Raw genomic sequence first — 22,108 nt, 5'->3', positions numbered from 1 at the left:
TGTGTGAATTTAGAAAAGAATCTGAAATAAATTCAGATTAAAAAAATGGCAAGCGACCTACATCGCACCGCTCAACCACGTACCCTTGCTATGTTCCCATCCTGGGGGAGTCTGCAGGAGCTGGTCGTGTAGGACTTGCCGGTGCAAAGATACAATCTTTTTATATTTTTACAAGAGCTTTAATCATTAAAAAATAACGTTATATTGGGGTATCAAAAATTCAAACAATGAAAAATTATAACTTCCTATCTATCATTTTATTAGCAATCACTTTAGCAAGTTGCAACGAGGAAAAAAAAGGCGAAAACACTTTATTTACCTTTGATAATTCTAAATTTTCAGCATTATATACCCCACAAGAAGTCCTTTCTTTAGCGGTTTTGAATCCCAATTCAAAAAAAGTAGATAGCATTATTTACTACGTCAATGATAAAAAAATTGCTTCTAAGAAAGGTCTTGATAAACTATCATTGGAATTAAAAGATCAAAAATTAGGAAACCAAGACCTGAAAGCCCTTGTTTATTATGAAGGACAAACCGCTGAGGCTACTGGAAGAGTAGAATTAGTTTCCGGCATTCAACCAAAACTATTAAAATATACCATTGTAAATACCTATCCGCACGACATTCAAGCCTACACGCAAGGATTAGAGTTTTACCGTGACACGCTGTATGAAGGAACTGGAAACGGTTCTGGAAACAGTTCTGGAATAAAAGGGATTTCGAGTTTAAGAAAAACAAACTATAAAACTGGAGAAGTATATAAAAAAGTAGAACTGGCTGACAATTATTTTGGGGAAGGAATTACGATTCTCAACAACAAAGTATACCAACTGACTTGGCAAAACAATGAAGGATATGTGTATAATGCTGATACTTTCAAAAAAGAAAAAACGTTCCCCTATTTCAAATCAATTGAAGGTTGGGGATTGACAAATGACGGAACTTATTTATACCAATCAGACGGAACCGAAAAAATTTGGATCATTGATCCAATCACATTCAAAGAAGTAGATTACTTGAACGTATATTCCTTTGAAACAAAAATAAAAGCAATCAATGAACTCGAATGGATTGATGGTAAAATTTATGGAAATGTGTACCAGAAAGATGCCATTGCAGTCATCAATCCTAAAAATGGAGCCGTTGAAGCAATTATCAATCTTGCTGATTTGAAGAAAAAAATTACCCAATTACCTGATACAGATGTCCTAAACGGAATTGCCTACAACCCAAAAACCAAAACCATTTTTGTGACCGGAAAAAACTGGGATAAAATGTTTGAAATCAAAGTTTCTGAATAATTTTATATAAAATGACAACGCTACTTATCAATATCAAAGAATTACTCCAGATTAGGGAAACTGCTATTGCTAAAGTTTCCGGTGCTGAAATGGCAATTCTTCCCACCATCAAAAATGCCTTTTTGGTCATTAGTGACAACCTGATTGCTGATTTTGGATCAATGGATAATTTGCCGGAATTACATGCTGACAAAATAATTGATGCCACTGGCAAAATAGTTTTACCTTCATGGTGTGACAGTCACACGCACATTGTGTATGCGGGAAATAGAGAACAGGAATTTGTAGATCGGATTAATGGCTTGACGTATGAAGAAATCGCCAATTGTGGTGGTGGAATTTTAAATTCAGCTACAAAACTCAACGAAACTCCCGAAGATGAAATTTATAACCAATCCAAGGTGCGTCTGGAGGAAGTCATGCAACTGGGAACCGGAGCTGTAGAAATCAAATCAGGATATGGCTTGACGCTGGATGGAGAATTGAAAATGCTTCGAGTGGTTCAGCGGCTATCAAAAAATTATCCCATTACTATAAAAGCAACTTTTCTGGGTGCTCACGCTTTTCCATTAAAATATGCAACAAACCATCAAGGTTATATCGATTTAATTATCAACGATATGCTTCCTGAAATTGCCAAAAACAAACTGGCAGATTTCATCGATGTGTTTTGTGAAGCGGGTTATTTTACTGTTGAAGAAACCCGAAAAATTATGGAAGCCGGAATTAAATTTGGCTTAAAGCCAAAAATTCACGTCAATCAGTTCAACTCAATTGGCGGAATTCAAGCAGGAATTGAATACAACGCGTTATCAGTAGATCATTTAGAGGTTATGAAACCGGAAGATATCAAAGCGTTGAAAAATACCGACACAATGCCTGTTGCATTGCCTTCTTGCTCATATTTTTTAAGCATTCCCTACACTCCCGCACGAGCAATGATAGCGGCAGGACTTCCTATTGCCCTTGCAACGGATTACAATCCGGGCTCTACTCCTTCAGGAAATATGAATTTTGTTGTAGCAACGGCATGCATCAAAATGAAAATGACTCCCGAAGAAGCCATCAATGCTGCCACAATAAATGGAGCTTACGCCATGGGAATTTCTGAAACTCATGGAAGCATTACTATTGGCAAAAAAGCAAATCTAATTATTACAAAACCCATTACATCCTATTACCAGCTTCCATACGCTTTTGGCAGTACTCTAATTGAAACGGTACTGATTGAAGGTGAAATTATTTCATAAAAAAAGAGGAACAGCACGTTCCTCTTTCCTAATTATTTCAATTTTTGATTATCTCAACACAAAACTTGTTTTTGAAACTAAAACATCTTTATTAAAAATATTGATAAAATACGTTCCTTTAGCAAAATCTTTCCCTTTTAAATCCTCAGAAACTAGAATTGTTTTGTTTTCATATTTCACATTAGTTGCAAAACTGTATGTTAACGTATTCTCACCAAAATTTTCCGTTTTCTTGTCTCCTAAAACATTGTTTTTGCTGTCAATTACTTGTACGTAATACATTTTGTCACCGGACATAGCAATTTGATTTTCAGCAATCGTAAAATTAACTCTTAAAACATCGGCTCTACTTGCTTTGTCTGTTTCAATTTGTTTTCCAGAACTTCTTAATTTAAAAGCTGTTCCTCTAGTATTTAAAACCGTTAATTTAGATCCTTTTTCAACCGCTTTAGATAATTCTTCGTTTTGTCCAACTAATACTTCGTTGTATTTTTTAGATTCTCCCAAGACCACTACAGTACTGTCTCGTTGTGTAGTTAAGGTTGTGTTTTCTTTTTTCAACCCTTCATTTTCAGCCATTAAAACTTTCATATTTCCCTGCAAGGCATTGAATTGAGTTCTGTATTTAGATAATGAAGCTACATCCCCTTTGGACTTACTCAAATCATTCATCAAGTTTACTACTTTATCTCTTTCTTGAATTAACTCATCAGACATGGATGTGTTTTCAGCAATTGCGGCATCATACGTTGATTTTAATTCCTGCAAATCTTTCATAACCGATTCTTTTTCGGTCAATGTAGTTTTCAATTCTGTTTTAACGGTATCTGCGTCGGAAGTCATTTTAAAAATGTAAACCAAACTCCCCACTAATAAAATAGCCAACACTGCTATAACCGCCTTAAGACTTGAACTGCTTTTTTGATTTTCCATCTTTTAATTAATTTAATTTCTACAAATTTAACAATATATAACTAATGAATAACGCAAGTTGATACATTTATATTATTTTTGGGAAAAAATATTTTTTTTAATGGAAAAAATTATACGCTTTACAATTCATGATCTTGCAAAAATTACGAACCACAGAAGTGGCGAGATAAAGTTTGGAGAAAAAATGATAACCATCCCAAAAGATGTTGATTCAATTGATTTTCTAACAACCTGTGAGGCTAAATATGTATTATTTGGTATTCCCGAAGACATTGGAATAAGAGCTAATTTTGGCCGACCCGGGGCGGCTTCAGCTTGGGACAGTGCCATAAAAAGTATCGCTAATATTCAGCACAATCGTTTTTGTAAAGGAAGTCAGTTAATTGTTTTAGGGCAATTAGACGTAAGTGAGAAAATGCAGGAAGTAGAACACCTTGATTTTAATGATATTGATGATCGTTTTAAGTTAAGCCAATTAGTTGAAAAAATAGACAAAGATGTCTCTCATATCATTTTTAACATTATAAAATCAGGTAAAACTCCAATAATCATTGGTGGCGGACACAATAATTCATACGGAAATATAAAAGGAACTGCACTCGCCAAAGGCAAACCTATTAATGCAATCAATTTTGATGCGCATTCTGATTTTAGGATTATAGAAGGACGTCACAGTGGCAATGGTTTTTCGTATGCTTATGAAGAAGGTTTTTTGAAAAAATATTTTATTTTTGGACTACATGAAAACTACACTTCAAAAAGTGTGTTGGATATCATTAAGAAAATAGAGGATCGAGTTCGTTTTAACACCTATGATAGTGTAAGTATTAGAAGAGAAAAAAACTTTGATCAGGAAATGGCGATCGCTTCGGAATTTATAAATGATGATTTTTTTGGAATAGAGATCGACTTGGATGCTATTCCTAATATTGCCTGCAGTGCCATGACTATGAGTGGATACTCTGTGGAGCAACTTAGGCAATTTATATACTATTTTGCCAAAAATAAAAATGCTGCCTATTTACACATTTGTGAAGGCGCACCGGATTTAGGCGAAGAAAAAAACAATCATTTAATAGGTAAACTGATAGGCTATCTGGTGACTGATTTTATTAAATCGAACCAGCAGATTGTCTAACTGGTTAAATGATAAATTGCTTAAACAAATACCTATTAACCTAATCGATAAATAACACTACCTTTGCAGCACTATCTATGTACTTAATACATGATATTTAATATTTAAAATATGTTATTCGAAGATTTATCACTTTCAAAAAGTATACAAAAAGCCGTATTTGAACAAGGCTATTTAGAAGCAACTCCAATACAAGAACAAGCCATTCCAATCGTATTATCAGGTAGAGATATGATTGGTTGTGCCCAAACCGGTACCGGAAAAACGGCCGCATTTGCCATTCCTATTATTCATCAATTGCATAGAATAGTAGGGTCCTCTAAAAAAGCAAGTCCAATCCGTGCTTTAGTCATCACCCCAACCCGAGAATTGGCCGTTCAAATTGGACAAAATTTTGACCAATATGGAAAATATACAAACTTAGTGCAACTTACTATTTTTGGTGGCGTTTCTCAAGTGCCACAGGTAGAAATGCTGAAAAAAGGAATTGATATCCTGATTGCTACTCCAGGACGTTTGCTAGACTTAGTCAAACAAGGTTTCATCGATTTAGACCATTTGCATACTTTAGTCCTTGACGAAGCGGACCAGATGCTGGATATGGGATTTGTAAATGATGTCAAAAAAATTGTAAAACTGACCCCTAATAACAGACAAACCTTATTTTTCTCGGCTACAATGCCAATGGCCATAAGAGAATTAGCCGAAATGTTTCTGAAAGATCCTGCAACAGTTACCGTATCTCCTGTTTCTTCTACAGCTGAAAACGTAGAACAACGCGTATATTTTGTTGAAAAAGCAGAAAAAAGAAATTTGCTGTATCATTTAATTAAAAACGAAAAACTGTCTAATGTTTTGGTTTTTTCAAGAACAAAACACGGAGCTGACAACGTTGTAAAAGCATTGCGCAAACACGATATTGCTGCCGAAGCGATTCATGGTGACAAGTCTCAAAATGCCAGACAACGCGTTTTAGAAGGATTCAAGAATAAAGAAGTGAATGTTTTAGTGGCTACTGATATTGCAGCCAGAGGAATTGATATTGATCAATTACCATTTGTCATTAATTTTGATTTACCCAATATTCCCGAAACGTATGTACACCGAATTGGCAGAACCGGTCGTGCCGGAAATGAAGGTGTTGCAATTTCTTTTTGTAGCAAAGATGAGCACCAATATTGGAAAGACATTCAGAAATTAATAAAAGTAGATGTAAAAACCGTAAGTGATCACCCATACGGTTGGCATTCAGGAAGTCCTGAAACCGCTCCCGCGGGAACTCAAAAGAACTCAAACCGCAGTGGTGGAGCTCATAAATCAAGAAAATCAGAGGTTTCCAAACAAAATAAAAAACGCTGGTATTAAATTCGTTATACTGACTAACATCTGTAATAAATCACTTTTTAACTGTCGTTAAAAAGTGATTTATCGTTAACGTGTTATTTTTAAGCGTTTTAATGAAAATATTATTTGAATTAAATGACCTTAATCTTCTTGAATTTCAATACTATCTATTTTTGTCATGTACTAAAGAAATTACTATAGAAAATTTATCCTTTTGAGTAATGGCTTTGTACAAGGCAATTTTCGAAATTTTAAAGGATTTTTTGAAATCAGCATTCTTCAGGTATTGTGACGCATGATCCGTTAATTTTACGATCTCATTGTTTGATGCCGTTTACGTTTGTGCAAGTACGTCATCACTGAAAAAGTTAAATATAAATACTATTAATAACACAATATACACCTGATTCATAAGTGATTAAATTTAATCAAATATAAATTTATGCGCCAATAAATAATAATTTATTTTAATCAATTAAGTGTCAAAAGTGAACTATTTTGAAGTCTCATGAATTTCAAATATATTAAATCCACTTCATGGTGTACAAAGAACTATTAGTTAAAAATTAATTTCTTTTGGTTTATTTAATTTCCCTACAGATTTGGCGACAATAGTTGCAATAGTTGCATCACTTGTTACATTGACTACCGTTCTGCACATATCCAAAGGTCTGTCAATAGCAAAAATAAGTGCAAGCCCAGCTTCTGGAATCCCAGCTTGACCAAGAACAATAACAAGCATCACCATTCCGGCACTAGGAACCGCTGCTGATCCTATAGAAGCTAGTGTTGCTGTCACAACTATCATCAATTGTGTACTGAGGTCTAAAGCTTCCGGAAGCATTGCTTGAGCTATAAATATCGCAGCTACTGCTTGATACAAGCTAGTTCCATCCATGTTTACTGTTGCTCCCAGAGGCAAAACAAAACTGGAAACCTCTTCATCAACTCCTAAACGCTCGGTAACACATTCCATGGTAACGGGCAGTGCAGCTGCACTTGAACTTGTTGAAAAAGCCAATAATTGGGCAGGCGCAATGGCGTTAAAAAACTGTATTGGATTTACTTTTGCAAAAATCATTAATAAGCTTGGATAAAATACAAACATCATCAAGAACAAGCCAAGCAAAACCGTTAATCCATAGATTCCCAGCGCTCCTAATGTTGAAAAATCTGGAATTTCGACCATCAGTGCGGCCATCAGTGCGAAAACACCAACTGGTGAAAAAAGCATGATAATGTCAATAATTTTCAGAATTACATCATTCAATCCCTTAAAGAAATCAACGACAGGTTTTGATTTTTTTTCTTCAATTAAAATGAGACCGATCCCAATTAAAATAACAAAAAAAATGACTTGCAACATACTTCCATTATCACTTAAAGCTTTAAAAAAATTATCTGGTACAATATCTATCAAAGGTTGCAGTGGCCCACTATTTTTAGCTTTTACCGCCAATTCAATTTTTTGAGAAGCATCAACCGAAAAATTTTCAAGTAAGCTTATTCTGGATTCTTCGTTAATGTAAGTTCCGGGCTTAATTAAATTGGCTAACAACAAACCAATAATGACTGCTATTACTGTGGAACATAAGTAAAAAAAGACTGTCCTTCCCCCTAATTTAGAAAGTTTAGAAATATCTTTTAAATCTGCTAATCCAACAATCAATGAAACCACAATTAAGGGAACAGCAATCATTTTGAGTAAGTTTATAAAAATAGTTCCAAAAGGTTTTATCCAGTCAATTACGATTCCTTTTTGTTCTAAGTTTTTCATTACTAATCCAAAAAGGAGTCCTAGAATCATTCCTAAAAGAATTTTCCAATGTAAAGCAAGTTTTTTCATAATTTTAAATTCATTTGAATCAGACAAACTGATATTTTACAAAAAAAAACTCCTCATTATTTGAGGAGTTTTTTATTATTTAGTCTAATGAAACCGGTTCGGAATCCTCGTCTTTTTCCCAGCTTCCAACTACCGATGTTGCTAAAGCATTTCCTAACACATTGGTTGCGCTACGAAACATATCACAAAAATGGTCAATAGGTAAAATTAAAGCAATTCCTTCGATTGGAATGTCAAACATACCACAAGTTGCAGCAACAACCACTAAACTCGCTCTTGGTACTCCTGCAATTCCTTTACTGGTAAGCATCAAAACTAAAAGCATGGTCATTTGCGTACCCAAATCCAAATCAATTCCGTAGGCTTGCGCAATAAAAATACTGGCAAAAGTCATGTACATCATACTTCCATCCAAGTTAAAAGAATACCCGAGCGGCAACATGAAAGAAACAATTCTGTCCTTGACTCCAAAACGTTCTAATTCTTCGGTCAATTTTGGAAAAACAGCTTCACTGCTGGTTGTTCCAAAAGCAATAATCAATGGACTTACAATTCTTTTTAGCAAAACGGTCATTCTGCTTTTTAGAAATACATACCCCACAACAATCAACACGACCCAAAGTGAGGAAATTCCAATTAAGAAAGAACCAAAGAACTTGAAATAGGTAATTGCCAATTCCTGAAAATCTCTAACCGCAAATACTCCTGCTATAGCACCAAATACTCCTATTGGGGCAAACTTCATAACGTAGTTTACCATTTTCAGAACAATATGAGATATTTTATCCAAAGCATTTGTCACTGGCTTCACATAATCACCTAATGCAGCCGCTGCCAGACCAAAGAAAATCGAAAATATTACAATTTGTAAAATTTCATTAGTAGCCATTGCTTCAAAAATACTTTTAGGTACTATATGCTCAATAAAGTTTTCAAAAGATATGTTTTGTGTTTTCGCTGTGACTTCTGAAACTGATCCCATATCAACATTTGATAAATTAAGGCCAACTCCCGGTTCTAGTATGTTTACAAAAAACATCCCCAATAACAAAGAGATAAATGAAGCTGTAAAAAACCATCCCATCGCTTTTCCTCCAATTCTCCCCACCGCTTTGATATCCCCAAGTTTCGCAATTCCTACCACCAACGTCGTAAATACCAATGGCGAAATAATCATTTGAACCAGTCGAATAAAAATAGTAGCCAGAATTTTGATTTTGTTACTAAAATTTTGAGCTGCTTCCGGTGAAATAGAATTATGAATGATAATGCCTAAAATAGCACCCAAAACCATAGCTATTAATATTTGCCCTGTTAATCCTGAAAAAAAGGACGGCTTTTTAGTTGTATTCATATTCATTAAATTGGTTATAAGATTGTAGGATCAACCTTGATTATAAAAAAAATTTTACTCGCAGTCAGGTAAAAAATGGTATTGTAAAAAACATAAAAAGTATCAACAATTACTACTGATATGTTTTATTTATCAAATAAAAATCAGCTAATACAATGGCTGCCATTGCCTCAACAATAGGCACAGCACGCGGTACTACACAAGGATCATGACGCCCTTTTCCAGTCATTTCTGTAATATTGCCTTTATTGTCCAGTGATTCTTGTTTTTGCATAATGGTGGCCACAGGTTTGAAAGCCACGCGAAAATAAATATCCATTCCGTTACTGATTCCTCCTTGAATTCCACCTGAAAGATTGGTTTTTGTCGTTCCGTCAGCATTGTATAAATCATTATGCGCACTTCCTTTCATCTTAGCGCCTTCAAAACCACTTCCAAATTCAAATCCTTTTACGGCATTAATAGAAAGCATTGCTTTGCCAAGTTCTGCGTGAAGCTTATCAAAAACGGGCTCTCCTAAACCAATAGGTACATTTTGAATCACACAGGTTACGGTTCCGCCCACAGTATCCCCTTGTTTTCGGATATCACGAATATATTCTTCCATGATTACCGCTGCCTGTTCATCTGGGCAACGAACCGGATTATTTTCGGTTTTCGAAAAATCTAAATCTTGGTAGGGTTTGTCTAAAAAAATAGGTCCTACAGAAGAAACGTATGCATTAATTTTTATGTCTGGCAACATTTGTTTTGCTACAGCTCCCGCCACAACTCTACTGGCAGTTTCCCGCGCAGAACTGCGTCCACCGCCACGATAATCCCTAACCCCATATTTTTTTTCATACACATAATCCGCATGACTGGGTCTGTAATTGTCTTTTATATGAGAATAATCATCTGATTTTTGATTGGTATTAGGAATAATAAAACCTATGGGTGTACCGGTGGTTTTACCTTCAAAGATTCCGGAAAGAAATTGAACGTCATCCGGTTCTTTGCGTTGAGTAACTATTGCTGATTGGCCTGGCTTTCTGCGGGACATTTCAAATTGAATTGCTTCTAAATCTATTGTTATTCCGGGAGGACAACCGTCTATTATCCCTCCTAAAGCGTCACCGTGAGATTCTCCAAAAGTTGTTATTCTAAATAGTGTTCCGTAGCTATTTCCTGCCATACTGATTAGTTTTGAACAAAAGTAGTATTTTAGTTTAAAGTTCAAAATTTTAACCACTAAACTTTTGAATAGCAATATCTATTTATTGACTTTAAATTAATATTGAAAACTATTTATTAACCTTTAATCGCATTTCAATTCAGTAGAATTCCATTAATTTGATAAAATTCAAATTCAAACACCTTGAAAAAAAGAAAAGTCGAGTTAGTGGTGATTTCTGATGTACATCTGGGGACTTATGGAAGTCATGCTAAAGAACTTTATAATTATTTATCTGCAATTAAACCTAAAATTTTAGTCTTAAATGGAGATATTATTGATGTATGGCAATTTAGAAAATCCTATTTTCCCAAAGCGCATTTAAAGGTTATCCAAAAAATCATCAGTTTTGCTTCAAAGGGAACAAAAGTCTATTATATTACTGGAAATCATGATGAAATGCTCCGAAAGTTTAGCGATATGAGTATGGGTAATTTTGCATTGGTGGACAAGTTAGTCTTGGATCTTGATGACAAAAAAGCCTGGATATTTCACGGTGATGTCTTTGATGCTTCCGTACAACACTCAAAATGGATTGCAAAATTAGGCGGTTTAGGATATGATTATCTGATACTTTTGAATCGATTTGTAAATTGGTGCTTATCAAAAATAGGGAAAGAGCCCTACTCTTTTTCTAAACAAATAAAGGCTGGTGTAAAAAAGGCAGTAAAGCACATTTCGGATTTTGAAAAAACAGCCACGGAACTCGCCATCGAAAACAACTACGATTATGTAATTTGCGGTCATATTCACGAGCCAAAAATAATCAAAAAAGAGAATAAAAACGGGGCTACTTTGTATTTGAATTCCGGGGATTGGGTGGAGAATTTAACCGCATTGGAATACAATAAAAAACGTTGGAAATTATTTCACTACTCAGAAACTAATTATGCTGAAGATGAAAATCTTTTTGAGATGGAGGATTTTATCAGTACTCAGTATGTTACACCTGCTATTTTCTTTAAAAAAACTATTTTAGATTAATGGTGGTTTTATATCAAAAGTGTGAATTATGAAACATTTACAATTAATTTTGTAAATTTAATCTCAAAGTTAGTAATATCTTTGTATTTATAAAAATTTACTTATGAAAAAAATTATTTTATCGGTTATAATGCTAATTGGATTAGCATTCACCTCACAAGCACAAGAGATTTCAAAAAATGCACTAGGCCTTCGTTTTGGTAACAGTAGTGGTTTTGGTACTGAGATCACCTATCAAAGAGGTTTAGGCGATAACAATCGTTTAGAATTAGACTTAGGTTTCAGAAACAGAAATGACTACAAAGGCTATAATGATGATTCAGTCAAATTAACAGGTTTGTACCAATGGGTATGGAACATTGAAGGTGGATTCAACTGGTATGCAGGTATTGGTGGTGGATTGGGAACCTACGATAGAAAATACGTAGACAACAGAAGTTATGATGACGATGGTATTTTTGCTTTTGCAGCAGGAAATATTGGTTTAGAATATAATTTTGATATTCCATTGTTGATTTCTATTGATTTTAGACCTGAGTTTGGTGGAAATGGATATTATAATGATAATTACGGTTCTGATGTAGCTTTAGCTCTTAAATACCAATTCTAATATTTCAAAAAGAATAAAAAAAATGCCACTAGAAATAGTGGCATTTTTTATTTTATAAGAATCTCTTTCTTGGAATTTATTTTCACAACACAAAAAGGAGTCGTAAAAGCTTGTGTCACCATACTACCCGGCTCAGGATTTGTTTCTTGAACTGTTATAATTATATTTTTATCCGTTTCAATTACCTTATCAATTCCTATGGCATATCCGCCAGTGGTTTTCTCTCCCATATTCAAAACAACAAAATTAGCATTCAGAATATCATTAGCATTAATCTTATTTTTTAAGTTTTCATCATTCTGCAGCATTTTAATTTCGCTTGGTTCAGAAAGAATCTCAAAAAAACGGATACTAGCTCCACCATTAGTTTGCTGAGTCAAAACTTCATATAGCGCTGTAGTGGCATCTGTACTTTTTAAAGAAACGCTACCGCAGGAAACGACAGTTATAGCAAGGAACGACAGCATTACTTTTTTCATTTTTATGTTTTTACATTTAATAATTTCAAAAATAATTCCTGTGTGTCTATAAGTATTTATTAATGGCTTTTTGATATAACTCTTCGTAAAGGGGCAAAATATTTTTTATGTCAAATTGTTTGGCAACAGCTAATGCGTTTTCTTTAAATTTAGCAAGCGTCAAATCATCTTTTAGAATTTTCAATGCGTTTTGAGCCATTTCCTCTGTATTTCCTACATCACTTAAATAGCCGGAAATGCCTTCAAAATTAACTTCGGGTAAACCGCCTGAATTACTAGAGATAACAGGAACTTTACACGCCATAGCTTCAAGGGCTGCCAAACCAAAACTTTCTGTTTCAGATGGGAGTAAAAACAAGTCAGTTAAGCACAAAATCTTATCAATTTCGTTGCTGTTACCAAAAAAGATTACCTTGTCTAGTATACCCAATTCCTGACATAAATATTCTGCTTTTTCTTTTTCAGGGCCATCACCAACCATCATCAATTTAGCCGGAATCTCTTTTTGAATATTATAGAAAATTTTAATGACATCCGGAATTCGTTTTACTTTTCTAAAATTACTGATGTGCGTTATAATTCGTTCATTTTCCTTGGCCATGACTGAACGTTGACAAGGAATGTTCAGGTTATTTGTGTTTTTATTCAATTCAATAAAATTAGGAATAACCTCAATTTCATTTTTTATATTGAATAATTTAAGCGTATCGTCTTTTAAACTTTGGGATACTGAGGTAACAAAATCTGATTTATTGATACTAAAAGTGACTGCTGGCTTATAAAACGGGTGATTCCCTACCAAGGTGATGTCTGTTCCGTGTAATGTTGTCACCATTGGAATATCAATGCCTTCGTCTTTCAGCATTTGTTTTGCCATATAGCCCGCATAGGCATGAGGAATAGCATAATGTACATGAAGCAATTCTATTTTATATAATTTTACCATATCGACTAATTTGCTCGATAAGGCCAATTCATACGGTTGGTAATGAAACAATGGATATTCAGGCACATTTACTTCGTGGTAATGCACATTTGGACTTAAAAGTGCCAAACGTACGGGCTGACTGTAAGTTATGAAATGTATTTCATGCCCACGACGAGCCAATTCCAGTCCTAATTCTGTAGCGACAACACCACTACCTCCAAAGGTAGGATAACAAACTATTGCAATTTTCATGTATTTAATTTAATGAAACGAAATTAAGAAAAATAGGAATGTGTTTTATGGAATTTTAAGTTAAATGCAATACAAATTTAAAATTTCATTCGCTGAATTCGAACGGCATTTAAAATCGCCAATAAGGCCACCCCCACATCTGCAAAAACCGCCTCCCACATAGAGGCAAGTCCAGCAGCTCCCAGAATGAGAACTATTAGTTTTACGAAAAAAGCCAATCCAATATTTTGCCAAACGATTTGTTTTGTTTTTTTTCCAATGGTGATAGCGGTAAAAATCTTAGTGGGCTGGTCATTTTGAATGACAATATCAGCCGTTTCAATAGTAGCATCGCTTCCTAAACCACCCATAGCAATTCCCGCATCTGCCAGAGCAATGACTGGAGCATCATTTACTCCGTCTCCAACAAATGCAACTTTTAATTTTTGGTTTAAAAGTGCGGTTACTTTATTGACTTTATCTTCTGGCAACAAATTTCCGTAAGCTTCATCAATATTTAATTCTTTGGCTACAGCCAAAACTACCGCTTGATTGTCCCCAGAAAGTAATATTGTTTTGATATTTATTTTATGTAAACTTTCAATAGCCACTTTTGCATCTTCTTTTATTTCATCGGCAACAAGAAAATAACCTGTATATTTTTGATTGATGGCAACTACAACAATAGTGTACGGAATAGCATCAAGATCCGTGTCATAATCAATATGGAATTTTTTCATCAGTTTAGGACTTCCCACCAAGATTTCATTTCCATCTACAACACCTTGCAAGCCAAGGCCTGGAATCTCAGTGAAATTAGAAACAACAATTTCATTTTTAGGATTTTTGGCAAATTCTACTATTGCGGAACCAACCGGATGCGTCGATTTAGCTTCAATTACTGCAGTATAGTTAACTAAATCAGACTCCAGAATTCCTATCGACACTACTTTCTGAACTTTAAAAACGCCTTTGGTTAAAGTCCCTGTTTTATCCATCACCACTACCTGAATAGCTGCCATAGTATCCAGAAATGTAGATCCTTTAAACAATATTCCGTTTTTACTTGCGGCGCCAATTCCGCCAAAATACCCTAACGGAATGGAAATCACCAAGGCACACGGACAGGAAACCACCAAGAACAGTAAGGCTCTGTACAGCCATTCCTTAAATATATACGTTTCTGCAAATAAGATTGGCACTACACATATAGCAATAGCGAGATACACTATTATTGGCGTGTATATTTTAGCAAACTTCCTAATAAATAATTCTGTTGGTGCTTTTTTAGCAGTGGCATCCTGCACCATCTGGAGGATTTTAGATAATTTGCTGTCTGTAAATGCAGTAGTCACTTCTACTTGAGCAATAGAAGTGCCATTGATCATTCCGGCAAGAATTGTATCTCCTTTTGACTTAGAATCCGGTTTGCTTTCGCCTGTTAATGCAGCAGTATTGAAAGTGGCATAATCCGAAAGCAACATTCCATCTAATGCTAATTTTTCTCCGGGTTTTAATTCTATGACAGCTCCAATAGCCACTTCCGAAGCTTTAATTGCAATCACATTTTGTCCCATTACAACGTTTGCAACATCAGGTCTTTGATCCAGTAATAATTTTATATTTAATTTTGCTCTTTTAACGGCGAGCATTTGGAATAATTCACCAATGGAGTAAAATAACATGACAGCCACTCCTTCGGCATATTGACCAATTCCAAACGCACCTAATGTAGCTATTCCCATTAGAAAAAATTCAGAAAAAATAGCTCCTTTACCAATGCTATCGTAAGCTTCTTTCAAAACTGGAAGCCCTACCGGAATGTAAGCTGCAACATACCAAACGATTCGAAACCAACCATTAAACCAAGATTGAGGAAAGTAATTATCAAACAATAAAGCAATCAGCAATCCTATAAAACTAATTATAGATGGTAAAAACATTCTGAGGGTGCTTTCATTTCCGTTAGAATGATCGTGATCTTCCTCATCGTGATTTTCTGACTCACTGTGAGAGGAACAACATCCTGCATCTTGCTCTGCTTTATTTACTTTTTTTTCTTCTACTGCGCAACATTTGTTGTCAGGTAAAGTTTTATGTTGGGATGCCATTTTAAATTGTTTTATATTTAATGAAAAACGAAAAATAAATAATAATAAGTAATGTGGTTATCCCAGTAATAAAAAATGTAGTATTCGCACCAAATTGATACCAAAGGACCCCGGCAAAAGAACTGGCCAATAAGGCGCAAATACTTTGAAATCCAGAATAAGTTCCAATAGCAGTCGCAGTATCTTTTTTATCAGAAATATTACTGATCCATGCTTTCGAAATCCCTTCGGTTGCAGCAGCATACACACCGTAAATTAAAAATAATCCACCAATAATATAACTGTTTTTAGTAAATGCCATTCCAAAATAGACAATTGCAAATAGAAAAAGTCCAAAAGTAAACATTTTCTTCAATCCAATTTTATCAGCAAAAATTCCTAATGGAAATGCACAAAGAGCATAAACCAAATTGTAAAAAATATAAATCTCTATTACCACAGTATCATTTAAACCTGCTTGCTTCGCTTTTAAAAGTAAAAAAACATCGGAACTATTGAATAAGGCAAAAGCTAATAGTCCTGTTACTACTCTTCGATATTGTGCAGGACTTGTTTTCCAATAGCTAAGAAACGAGAAAAACGAAATCTGTTTTACCTCCTTTGCCTGTACCTTAAGTTTATCGTTAAGCAAAAAAGAAGCAAGTACCGCTAGTAAACCTGGAATAAAAGCAACATAAAAAAGCATTTTATACTGTTGTGGATAAAAATGCAGATAAATCAAAGCCATAACAGGTCCTAGAACGGCACCAAACGTATCCATTGATCTATGAAATCCAAATATCTTTCCTTTCGTTTCAGCAGTTGCTTCATCAGATAAAATCGCATCTCTTGCACCAGTACGAATTCCTTTTCCGAAACGATCAATTGCTCTGGCAAAAAATATCCAAAGAGGGAAGACGAATACCGCCATCATGGGTTTTGAAATAGCACTTAAACCGTAGCCCAGACGCACAAATGGAACACGTTTACCTGAACTATCAGATAACTTACCAAAATATCCTTTACTTAATCCAGCTAAAGCCTCGGCAAAGCCTTCTAAAACACCAATTAATACAATCGAGAACCCAATCGATTTAAGGTATATAGGCATTATTGGGTAAAGCATTTCGCTCGCTGTATCCGTAAATAGACTAACCAGTGATACTATCCAGACTGTTTTTGAAATATAATTTAATCTTTTCATTTTGAATTATTTTACGTTTTCATAGAACAGTAAACAGTATAAACCGTTATTTTTCCATTCTTGATCTTTTCTTGTTAAGCCATTTATTAGCCTTATAGGTTAGGTAGGCCGACCCACTTCCTAAAACGGCTCCTGCCACTACATCGCTTGGATAATGAACGCCTAAGTGCATTCGAGAATATCCCACGGCACTTGCCCATACAAAAGACGGTGCAATAACATACCATTTATGATACGCTAAACTAAGTGACGTTGCCGTTGCGAAAGCTGACGAAGTATGTCCCGAAGGAAATGAATAACCCACGGTCGACGCTGCTTGATCAATATCAGGATAGGTTTTAAATGGTCGCTGTCTTTTTATAGTATGTTTCAAAGCGGTAGTAATAAATGCATTTACTAAGAATGCTTCTCCAACAAAAATTGCCTGTTTCTTGGCGGCATTATCTTTCTTTAATAAACCAACCGAATATATAATAATAGGAGTAACAAGACCGATGGGAACCGCACTATTCGTTATTAATTTAAAAGTAGGATCTAAATTCTTATTTCGATCAACATTGATATCTCGTAGAATATTTATATCATTATTTTGAGCATTTACAAAAGTCATGCAAAAAAGCCATACAATTAAATTGATTTTTGCAATTACAGTATTCTTATTTTTCATCCTATTGTTTTTATCTCAAATATACTATAATACAGGTGAACTTTGTAACGAAACACTTCTAACAAAATCATTTTAAAAAAAATAGTTCAAATGAAATTGACTATAATTTCATTTGAACTATTTTATTATTACGTTAACGTTTGCTTAGTTTATAATCGCTTCATAAATTACCCTTTGGATATCTTCCCGAATATTTTCTTTCGATAATCTATTTTCACTTGCAATTGGGAAAGTTCTATTAGATAAAAACACATAAACAATTTGCGTTTCAGGATCAGCCCAAGCCATTGTACCTGTATAACCAGTGTGACCAAAACTCGTCATTGAAGCACAACCGCACGTAGGTCCTACAGCACCTAATTGTGGTTTATCAAAGCCCACTCCTCTCCTATTTCCGGCGGCACAAAAATAGCACGTATTGAAATCATCAAATGTTTTTTCAGAAAAATATTGCCGGTTTCCATAATTTCCTTTTTGTAAATAAAGTTCCATTATTTTTGCCACATCCATAGCATTCGAAAAAACACCTGCGTGACCTGAAACCCCACCTTCTAAAGCAGCGGACAAATCATTGACATATCCTTGTAAAAGTTGACGACGGAAATAGGTATCTGTTTCCGTTGGCGGAATTCTGTTTTTATCAAATTTAGTCAATGGATTGAAACTTGAATTGTTCATCCCGAGTGAACGATAGAAATTTTCTTGAATTAAAACATCTAATGGTTTACCCGTTGTCTTTTCTAAATAATCCTTCAGAATCATAAAAGTAAGATCACTGTATTTGTATTCTTTTTTTAATGACAGTTTACTCTCAACAATCATTTTCATAATTGTGTCACTAAAATCATTTCGTATAAAAAGACTGTCTCCTAGTTTTTTCGAAAACTGCTCTTCAGCAATTTTTCTAAAATAAACATCAGAAGGAGATTGCGATTTATTCATTGTAGCCTTGTAAAATGGTATTCCTGCTGCTAAACCTGCATAATGCGACAATAAATCCTTGAAATTAATATTTGCCTTATTGGAATCTTTAAAAATAGGAGACATTGATCCTAATGTTGTTTCCAAATTTATTTTTTGCTGATCGTATTGCTGCATCACATTAGGCAATGTAGCTATAATTTTCGTTAATGAGGCAACATCATAAATATCGGAGTCTTGCACTTTAATCGTTCTATCATACGTATGATGACCGAATGATTTTTGATAAATAACTTTTCCTTTTCTGGCTACCAATACCTGAATTCCAGGAGTCATTTTAGCGTCAATTGCTTTAGTAGCAATACTGTCAATTTTTGATAAAATCGTTGAATTCATCCCAACATTTTCTGGAGTTGTGAATCCCAGCCGATTCAATTTTTCTGTTGGCAAACCATCATTTACATTAAAACTAGTATTAATAGAAACCGGTAGTTTCCCTTTGGCTTCAATAGCCCCAAAAATTAGTTCTGCCGAAACGACCTGTGCAACTGCACTATTTTGATAAGAAACAACTAAACCTTCAATATCTTCAAAATTTATAATTGGTAATAAAGCGTATGGTTTTGCAAAAACATCCAGAATTACAGTATTATTTTGGGCTAGAAATTTAATTTTTGCCAACTCATCCAATCTTAGATCATGATTACTAAAAGCAACATCTGATTTGTGATAACCAATGATTACGGTTGTAAAAGGGTGTAATTTCACTTGAAGACTATCCAAATTCACATCTGAAATCACAGTTACTTCAGTGTATTTTTTTAAAGTTGAAACAAAAACATCATTGTTGTCATCTCCCATTTTTACATAAGCGATTTTTTGTTTGTCCAAATTTTTAATCGGCAAAACAGCAGCCGTGTTTTTTAGAACGGTAATTGCATTTTCATACAACTCATAGTGTAAAGCTTCATTTTCAACTGAATTCAAATCGGTGTATAAATTTTCAGTGGCAATTGGTTTAAAATTATTCAAATTCGCTTTGTACTTGAATTTCAGAATTTTTTTTACGGAAAAAGCCAATCGTTCCTCCGTAAATAAATTTATAGAATACGCAAATTTAAATTTCTCAATAGCAGCAGGAACATTTTCAGGAAACAGCAGCACGTCATTACCGGCTATAAAAGCTTCAAAATTGATTTCACTGGGTAATTTAAATTCGCTTACACTTTTCATATTCAAAGCATCTGTAAAAATAAGTCCTTTGAAACCCAATTCTTTCTGAAGAATATCAGTAACCACATTATAGGAAATTGAGGAAGGAAAATTAGGTCTTGGTTCTATGCTGGGAACGTTTAAATGGGCTACCATAACGGACGAAAGTCCTTCATGAAACATTTTTTTGTAAGGATAAAACGCTAGGTTTTGTAATTGTTCTTTTGAGGAATTTATGGTCGGTAATTTTTTATGAGAATCCGTATCCGTATCGCCATGTCCCGGAAAATGCTTTCCTGTTGAAAATATGCCTTGACTTTGCACCCCTTTCATCAAAGCAATAGCATGTGCTGTAACCTTGAATTTATCTTCACCAAAAGAACGAAAACCTATGATAGGATTTTTAGGATTGGAGTTGATGTCAAGAATTGGAGCAAAGTTAAATTGCAATCCCAATCGCTTGCTTTGTTGTCCTATTTGAACACCTACTTTCTCCAATAATTTCATGTCTTGGATGGCTCCAAGAGTCATATTCCAGGGATAACTGTAGGTAGAGTCCAATCGCATGCCCAAACCCCATTCCGCATCACTACCAATAAACAATGGAGTTTTTGACTTGGATTGAAAACGGTTGGTTAATTTTGCCTGACGAACAGGTCCACCTTGAAAGAAAATTAATCCTCCAATTTTATGATCTGTTATGAGTGTATCAATAGCTTTAATATGCGTCGAATCTTTATTGGAATAAGCGGCAACCATAAACAATTGTCCAAATTTTTCCTCTAAAGTCATTGCACTGTAAACACTATCAACCCATTTGTTGCCTTGAGGAGACAACTCAAAAAGTGTGGGCATATTACTTAAAGCAATACTGTCTAAATTTTCAATTTTGGACGGAATGTTGGTTACAATTACTTTATTCTTATTTGTTTTTGTACCAACACAACCAACAGCAATAAAAAGAAATAAGACATAAAAAAAACTATTTCTGATGCTTATCTTTTTCATCTGACTATTTTGTTTAAAAAAAACGACTGTGCCAGCTATCAATGGCAGGAACTTCCCAGGATTCATTGTATTCTTCTATATTATTAACTAAATTATTGAAAACGATGGTATTTTCAGTAACCGCTTTATCTTTTACCATTTTCTTGAAATCAATCAACGGCTTGTGTGCTATATGTTCTCCAAGTTTGAAGGTAACGTTCATTTTATCCAATAAATCTACGGTATATTTTTGTTCTAAATTTTGAATAAATTCTACAGAGGAATCTATAGAGCATCCTGTTGCAGCTTGTACATCCTGATTTACGGCAATAATGATAAACCGGTTGTATTTTAATTGGTACGAGGATTCTAGACTAGTACCATGCGCAGCCCAACCTTCCAGAAAAGATTGCAAGGCGCTTTCTATTTCAGAAAATTCGGCATCCGAAAATTTTCTGTTTGATTGATAAATCCAGATTTTAGATTCTTCGGGTAAATTTTCAAATGGAACGTACATACGATTTTAGATTTGTGATTTTAGATTGTAGATTTATGAAGTTAGGTGTAATAAATTATAGAGCATTGCTGATTACTTAGACACTGTACACTAAAGATCCTGCGCATTAGCAATTAGTTCCGCAATATCCATCACTTTTACTTCGCCTTCTTTTTCTTTATTTTTAATACCGTCCGTCATCATGGTATTACAAAAAGGACAGCCTGCGGCAATAATTTCTGGTTTTGTTTCTAATGCCTCCTCGGTTCTTTCTATATTGACTTCCTTCTTTCCAGGTTCAGCATCTTTAAACATTTGGGCTCCACCTGCACCGCAACATAAACCGTTAGCTTTAGAACGCTTCATTTCAACTAATTCAGCATCCAATTTAAGAATCAATTCTCTTGGTGCTTCATACACATTATTAGCTCTTCCTAAATAACAAGGATCGTGAAAAGTAATTCGTTTACCCTTGAATTGTCCACCTTCAATGGTCAGCCTTCCGTCATCTAACAAGGATTTCAAAAACTCCGTGTGGTGAACCACTTCATATTTTCCGCCTAATTCCGGATATTCATTTTTTAGTGTATTGAAACAATGTGGACAAGCGGTAACAATTTTTTTTGCTTCGTATGCATTCAAAACCTCAATATTCATCATGGCCTGCATTTGAAACAAAAACTCATTACCAGCTCTTTTGGCAGGGTCACCTGTACAGCTTTCTTCAGTACCTAAAACGGCAAAAGGAACATTAGCCCGATTTAAAATCCGAACAAAAGCCTTCGTTATTTTCTTCGCTCTATCGTCAAAACTTCCTGCACAACCCACCCAAAATAAAACTTCTGGTTGTTTCCCTTGAGCTAACATTTCGGCCATGGTAGGCACTATTAAATTCTCTGACATACTATCTTGTTGAT

Annotated in this window: 18 protein-coding genes and 1 other RNA gene; 6 read left to right on the top strand and 13 right to left on the bottom strand. The window is 34.6% G+C overall.

The window, feature by feature from the left end; genetic code table 11:
- Positions 1 to 43: 43 nt before the first annotated feature.
- Positions 44 to 141, bottom strand: an RNA gene (gene ffs / locus EKL97_RS11825) — signal recognition particle sRNA small type.
- Positions 142 to 227: 86 nt separating this feature from the next.
- On the opposite strand from ffs, the gene EKL97_RS11820 reads away from it, so the two are divergent.
- Together EKL97_RS11820 and hutI are read left to right on the top strand one after the other, a co-directional pair.
- The gene (locus tag EKL97_RS11820) at positions 228 to 1,304 is read left to right on the top strand and encodes a glutaminyl-peptide cyclotransferase (protein WP_126459962.1); all 1,077 of its coding nucleotides are present in this window, start codon (positions 228 to 230) and stop codon (positions 1,302 to 1,304) included.
- A gap of 11 nt (positions 1,305 to 1,315) precedes the next feature.
- Positions 1,316 to 2,554 carry an imidazolonepropionase gene (hutI, locus tag EKL97_RS11815; protein WP_126568944.1) on the top strand — a complete coding sequence of 413 codons (1,239 nt, stop codon included), beginning with the start codon at positions 1,316 to 1,318 and terminating at the stop codon, positions 2,552 to 2,554.
- 48 nt (positions 2,555 to 2,602) lie between these two features.
- On the opposite strand, the gene EKL97_RS11810 is transcribed toward hutI, so the two are convergent.
- Positions 2,603 to 3,487 carry a hypothetical protein gene (locus EKL97_RS11810; RefSeq protein WP_126453393.1) on the bottom strand — a complete coding sequence of 295 codons (885 nt, stop codon included), beginning with the start codon at positions 3,485 to 3,487 and terminating at the stop codon, positions 2,603 to 2,605.
- 100 nt (positions 3,488 to 3,587) lie between these two features.
- Here EKL97_RS11810 and EKL97_RS11805 point away from each other — a divergent pair, with 100 nt between their 5' ends.
- On the top strand, positions 3,588 to 4,625 hold the full coding sequence (locus EKL97_RS11805; RefSeq protein WP_126568943.1) for a formimidoylglutamase: 1,038 nt from the start codon (positions 3,588 to 3,590) through the stop codon (positions 4,623 to 4,625).
- A 111-nt stretch (positions 4,626 to 4,736) separates the two neighbouring features.
- The gene (locus tag EKL97_RS11800; RefSeq protein WP_126453388.1) at positions 4,737 to 5,990 is read left to right on the top strand and encodes a DEAD/DEAH box helicase; all 1,254 of its coding nucleotides are present in this window, start codon (positions 4,737 to 4,739) and stop codon (positions 5,988 to 5,990) included.
- A 538-nt stretch (positions 5,991 to 6,528) separates the two neighbouring features.
- Here the strand turns inward: EKL97_RS11800 and EKL97_RS11795 are convergent.
- The 3 genes from EKL97_RS11795 to aroC form a co-directional block, all read right to left on the bottom strand.
- Positions 6,529 to 7,815: a dicarboxylate/amino acid:cation symporter gene (locus EKL97_RS11795; RefSeq protein ID WP_126459974.1), complete on the bottom strand. Its 1,287-nt coding sequence runs from the start codon at positions 7,813 to 7,815 to the stop codon at positions 6,529 to 6,531.
- A 79-nt stretch (positions 7,816 to 7,894) separates the two neighbouring features.
- Entirely contained in the window at positions 7,895 to 9,175 is a 1,281-nt protein-coding gene (locus EKL97_RS11790) for a dicarboxylate/amino acid:cation symporter (RefSeq protein WP_197037191.1), read from the bottom strand.
- 106 nt (positions 9,176 to 9,281) lie between these two features.
- A complete protein-coding gene (aroC, locus tag EKL97_RS11785; RefSeq protein WP_126453382.1) occupies positions 9,282 to 10,343 on the bottom strand; it encodes a chorismate synthase in 1,062 nt (353 codons plus the stop codon).
- A gap of 183 nt (positions 10,344 to 10,526) precedes the next feature.
- Between aroC and EKL97_RS11780 the strand changes: the two genes are divergently transcribed.
- Positions 10,527 to 11,366 carry a UDP-2,3-diacylglucosamine diphosphatase gene (locus tag EKL97_RS11780; RefSeq protein WP_126568942.1) on the top strand — a complete coding sequence of 280 codons (840 nt, stop codon included), beginning with the start codon at positions 10,527 to 10,529 and terminating at the stop codon, positions 11,364 to 11,366.
- Between the two features lie 103 nt (positions 11,367 to 11,469).
- Positions 11,470 to 11,976, top strand: coding sequence for a hypothetical protein (locus tag EKL97_RS11775; protein ID WP_126568941.1), 507 nt, complete (start codon positions 11,470 to 11,472; stop codon positions 11,974 to 11,976).
- Between the two features lie 47 nt (positions 11,977 to 12,023).
- Here EKL97_RS11775 and EKL97_RS11770 read toward each other — a convergent pair whose 3' ends face one another.
- The 8 genes from EKL97_RS11770 to EKL97_RS11735 all read right to left on the bottom strand — a co-directional run bounded on the left by EKL97_RS11770 (position 12,024) and on the right by EKL97_RS11735 (position 22,094).
- Complete coding sequence (locus tag EKL97_RS11770) at positions 12,024 to 12,455, bottom strand: protease complex subunit PrcB family protein (RefSeq protein WP_126515630.1); 432 nt, start codon at positions 12,453 to 12,455, stop codon at positions 12,024 to 12,026.
- Between the two features lie 46 nt (positions 12,456 to 12,501).
- Positions 12,502 to 13,635, bottom strand: a complete 1,134-nt coding sequence (bshA, locus tag EKL97_RS11765; protein ID WP_126459984.1) for an N-acetyl-alpha-D-glucosaminyl L-malate synthase BshA — start codon at positions 13,633 to 13,635, stop codon at positions 12,502 to 12,504.
- 77 nt (positions 13,636 to 13,712) lie between these two features.
- Positions 13,713 to 15,725 (bottom strand): heavy metal translocating P-type ATPase, encoded by a 2,013-nt coding sequence (locus tag EKL97_RS11760; protein WP_126562193.1) that lies wholly within the window; start codon positions 15,723 to 15,725, stop codon positions 13,713 to 13,715.
- 1 nt (position 15,726) lies between these two features.
- Positions 15,727 to 16,908: an MFS transporter gene (locus tag EKL97_RS11755; RefSeq protein ID WP_126568940.1), complete on the bottom strand. Its 1,182-nt coding sequence runs from the start codon at positions 16,906 to 16,908 to the stop codon at positions 15,727 to 15,729.
- A 46-nt stretch (positions 16,909 to 16,954) separates the two neighbouring features.
- Entirely contained in the window at positions 16,955 to 17,575 is a 621-nt protein-coding gene (locus EKL97_RS11750; protein WP_126459993.1) for a phosphatase PAP2 family protein, read from the bottom strand.
- A gap of 144 nt (positions 17,576 to 17,719) precedes the next feature.
- A complete protein-coding gene (locus EKL97_RS11745; protein WP_126568939.1) occupies positions 17,720 to 20,716 on the bottom strand; it encodes a glycoside hydrolase family 3 N-terminal domain-containing protein in 2,997 nt (998 codons plus the stop codon).
- Between the two features lie 13 nt (positions 20,717 to 20,729).
- On the bottom strand, positions 20,730 to 21,212 hold the full coding sequence (locus tag EKL97_RS11740) for an ABC transporter ATPase (RefSeq protein WP_126459999.1): 483 nt from the start codon (positions 21,210 to 21,212) through the stop codon (positions 20,730 to 20,732).
- Between the two features lie 90 nt (positions 21,213 to 21,302).
- Positions 21,303 to 22,094: a (Fe-S)-binding protein gene (locus EKL97_RS11735; RefSeq protein ID WP_126568938.1), complete on the bottom strand. Its 792-nt coding sequence runs from the start codon at positions 22,092 to 22,094 to the stop codon at positions 21,303 to 21,305.
- Between the last annotated feature and the right edge of the window lie 14 nt (positions 22,095 to 22,108).

It is taken from the genome of Flavobacterium sp. LS1P28 (genome assembly GCF_003970335.1).
Taxonomy (GTDB): domain Bacteria; phylum Bacteroidota; class Bacteroidia; order Flavobacteriales; family Flavobacteriaceae; genus Flavobacterium.
This window is presented reverse-complemented; position numbering and strand designations above follow the sequence as displayed.

Excerpts from the sequence above, each read along its gene's own strand:
- EKL97_RS11820 (WP_126459962.1), top strand. The coding sequence starts at position 228 with ATGAAAAATTATAACTTCCTATCTATCATTTTATTAGCAATCACTTTA.
- hutI (WP_126568944.1), top strand. The coding sequence starts at position 1,316 with ATGACAACGCTACTTATCAATATCAAAGAATTACTCCAGATTAGGGAA.
- EKL97_RS11810 (WP_126453393.1), bottom strand. The coding sequence starts at position 3,487 with ATGGAAAATCAAAAAAGCAGTTCAAGTCTTAAGGCGGTTATAGCAGTG.
- EKL97_RS11805 (WP_126568943.1), top strand. The coding sequence starts at position 3,588 with ATGGAAAAAATTATACGCTTTACAATTCATGATCTTGCAAAAATTACG.
- EKL97_RS11800 (WP_126453388.1), top strand. The coding sequence starts at position 4,737 with ATGTTATTCGAAGATTTATCACTTTCAAAAAGTATACAAAAAGCCGTA.
- EKL97_RS11795 (WP_126459974.1), bottom strand. The coding sequence starts at position 7,815 with ATGAAAAAACTTGCTTTACATTGGAAAATTCTTTTAGGAATGATTCTA.
- EKL97_RS11790 (WP_197037191.1), bottom strand. The coding sequence starts at position 9,175 with ATGAATATGAATACAACTAAAAAGCCGTCCTTTTTTTCAGGATTAACA.
- aroC (WP_126453382.1), bottom strand. The coding sequence starts at position 10,343 with ATGGCAGGAAATAGCTACGGAACACTATTTAGAATAACAACTTTTGGA.
- EKL97_RS11775 (WP_126568941.1), top strand. The coding sequence starts at position 11,470 with ATGAAAAAAATTATTTTATCGGTTATAATGCTAATTGGATTAGCATTC.
- EKL97_RS11770 (WP_126515630.1), bottom strand. The coding sequence starts at position 12,455 with ATGAAAAAAGTAATGCTGTCGTTCCTTGCTATAACTGTCGTTTCCTGC.
- bshA (WP_126459984.1), bottom strand. The coding sequence starts at position 13,635 with ATGAAAATTGCAATAGTTTGTTATCCTACCTTTGGAGGTAGTGGTGTT.
- EKL97_RS11760 (WP_126562193.1), bottom strand. The coding sequence starts at position 15,725 with ATGGCATCCCAACATAAAACTTTACCTGACAACAAATGTTGCGCAGTA.
- EKL97_RS11755 (WP_126568940.1), bottom strand. The coding sequence starts at position 16,908 with ATGAAAAGATTAAATTATATTTCAAAAACAGTCTGGATAGTATCACTG.
- EKL97_RS11750 (WP_126459993.1), bottom strand. The coding sequence starts at position 17,575 with ATGAAAAATAAGAATACTGTAATTGCAAAAATCAATTTAATTGTATGG.
- EKL97_RS11745 (WP_126568939.1), bottom strand. The coding sequence starts at position 20,716 with ATGAAAAAGATAAGCATCAGAAATAGTTTTTTTTATGTCTTATTTCTT.
- EKL97_RS11740 (WP_126459999.1), bottom strand. The coding sequence starts at position 21,212 with ATGTACGTTCCATTTGAAAATTTACCCGAAGAATCTAAAATCTGGATT.
- EKL97_RS11735 (WP_126568938.1), bottom strand. The coding sequence starts at position 22,094 with ATGTCAGAGAATTTAATAGTGCCTACCATGGCCGAAATGTTAGCTCAA.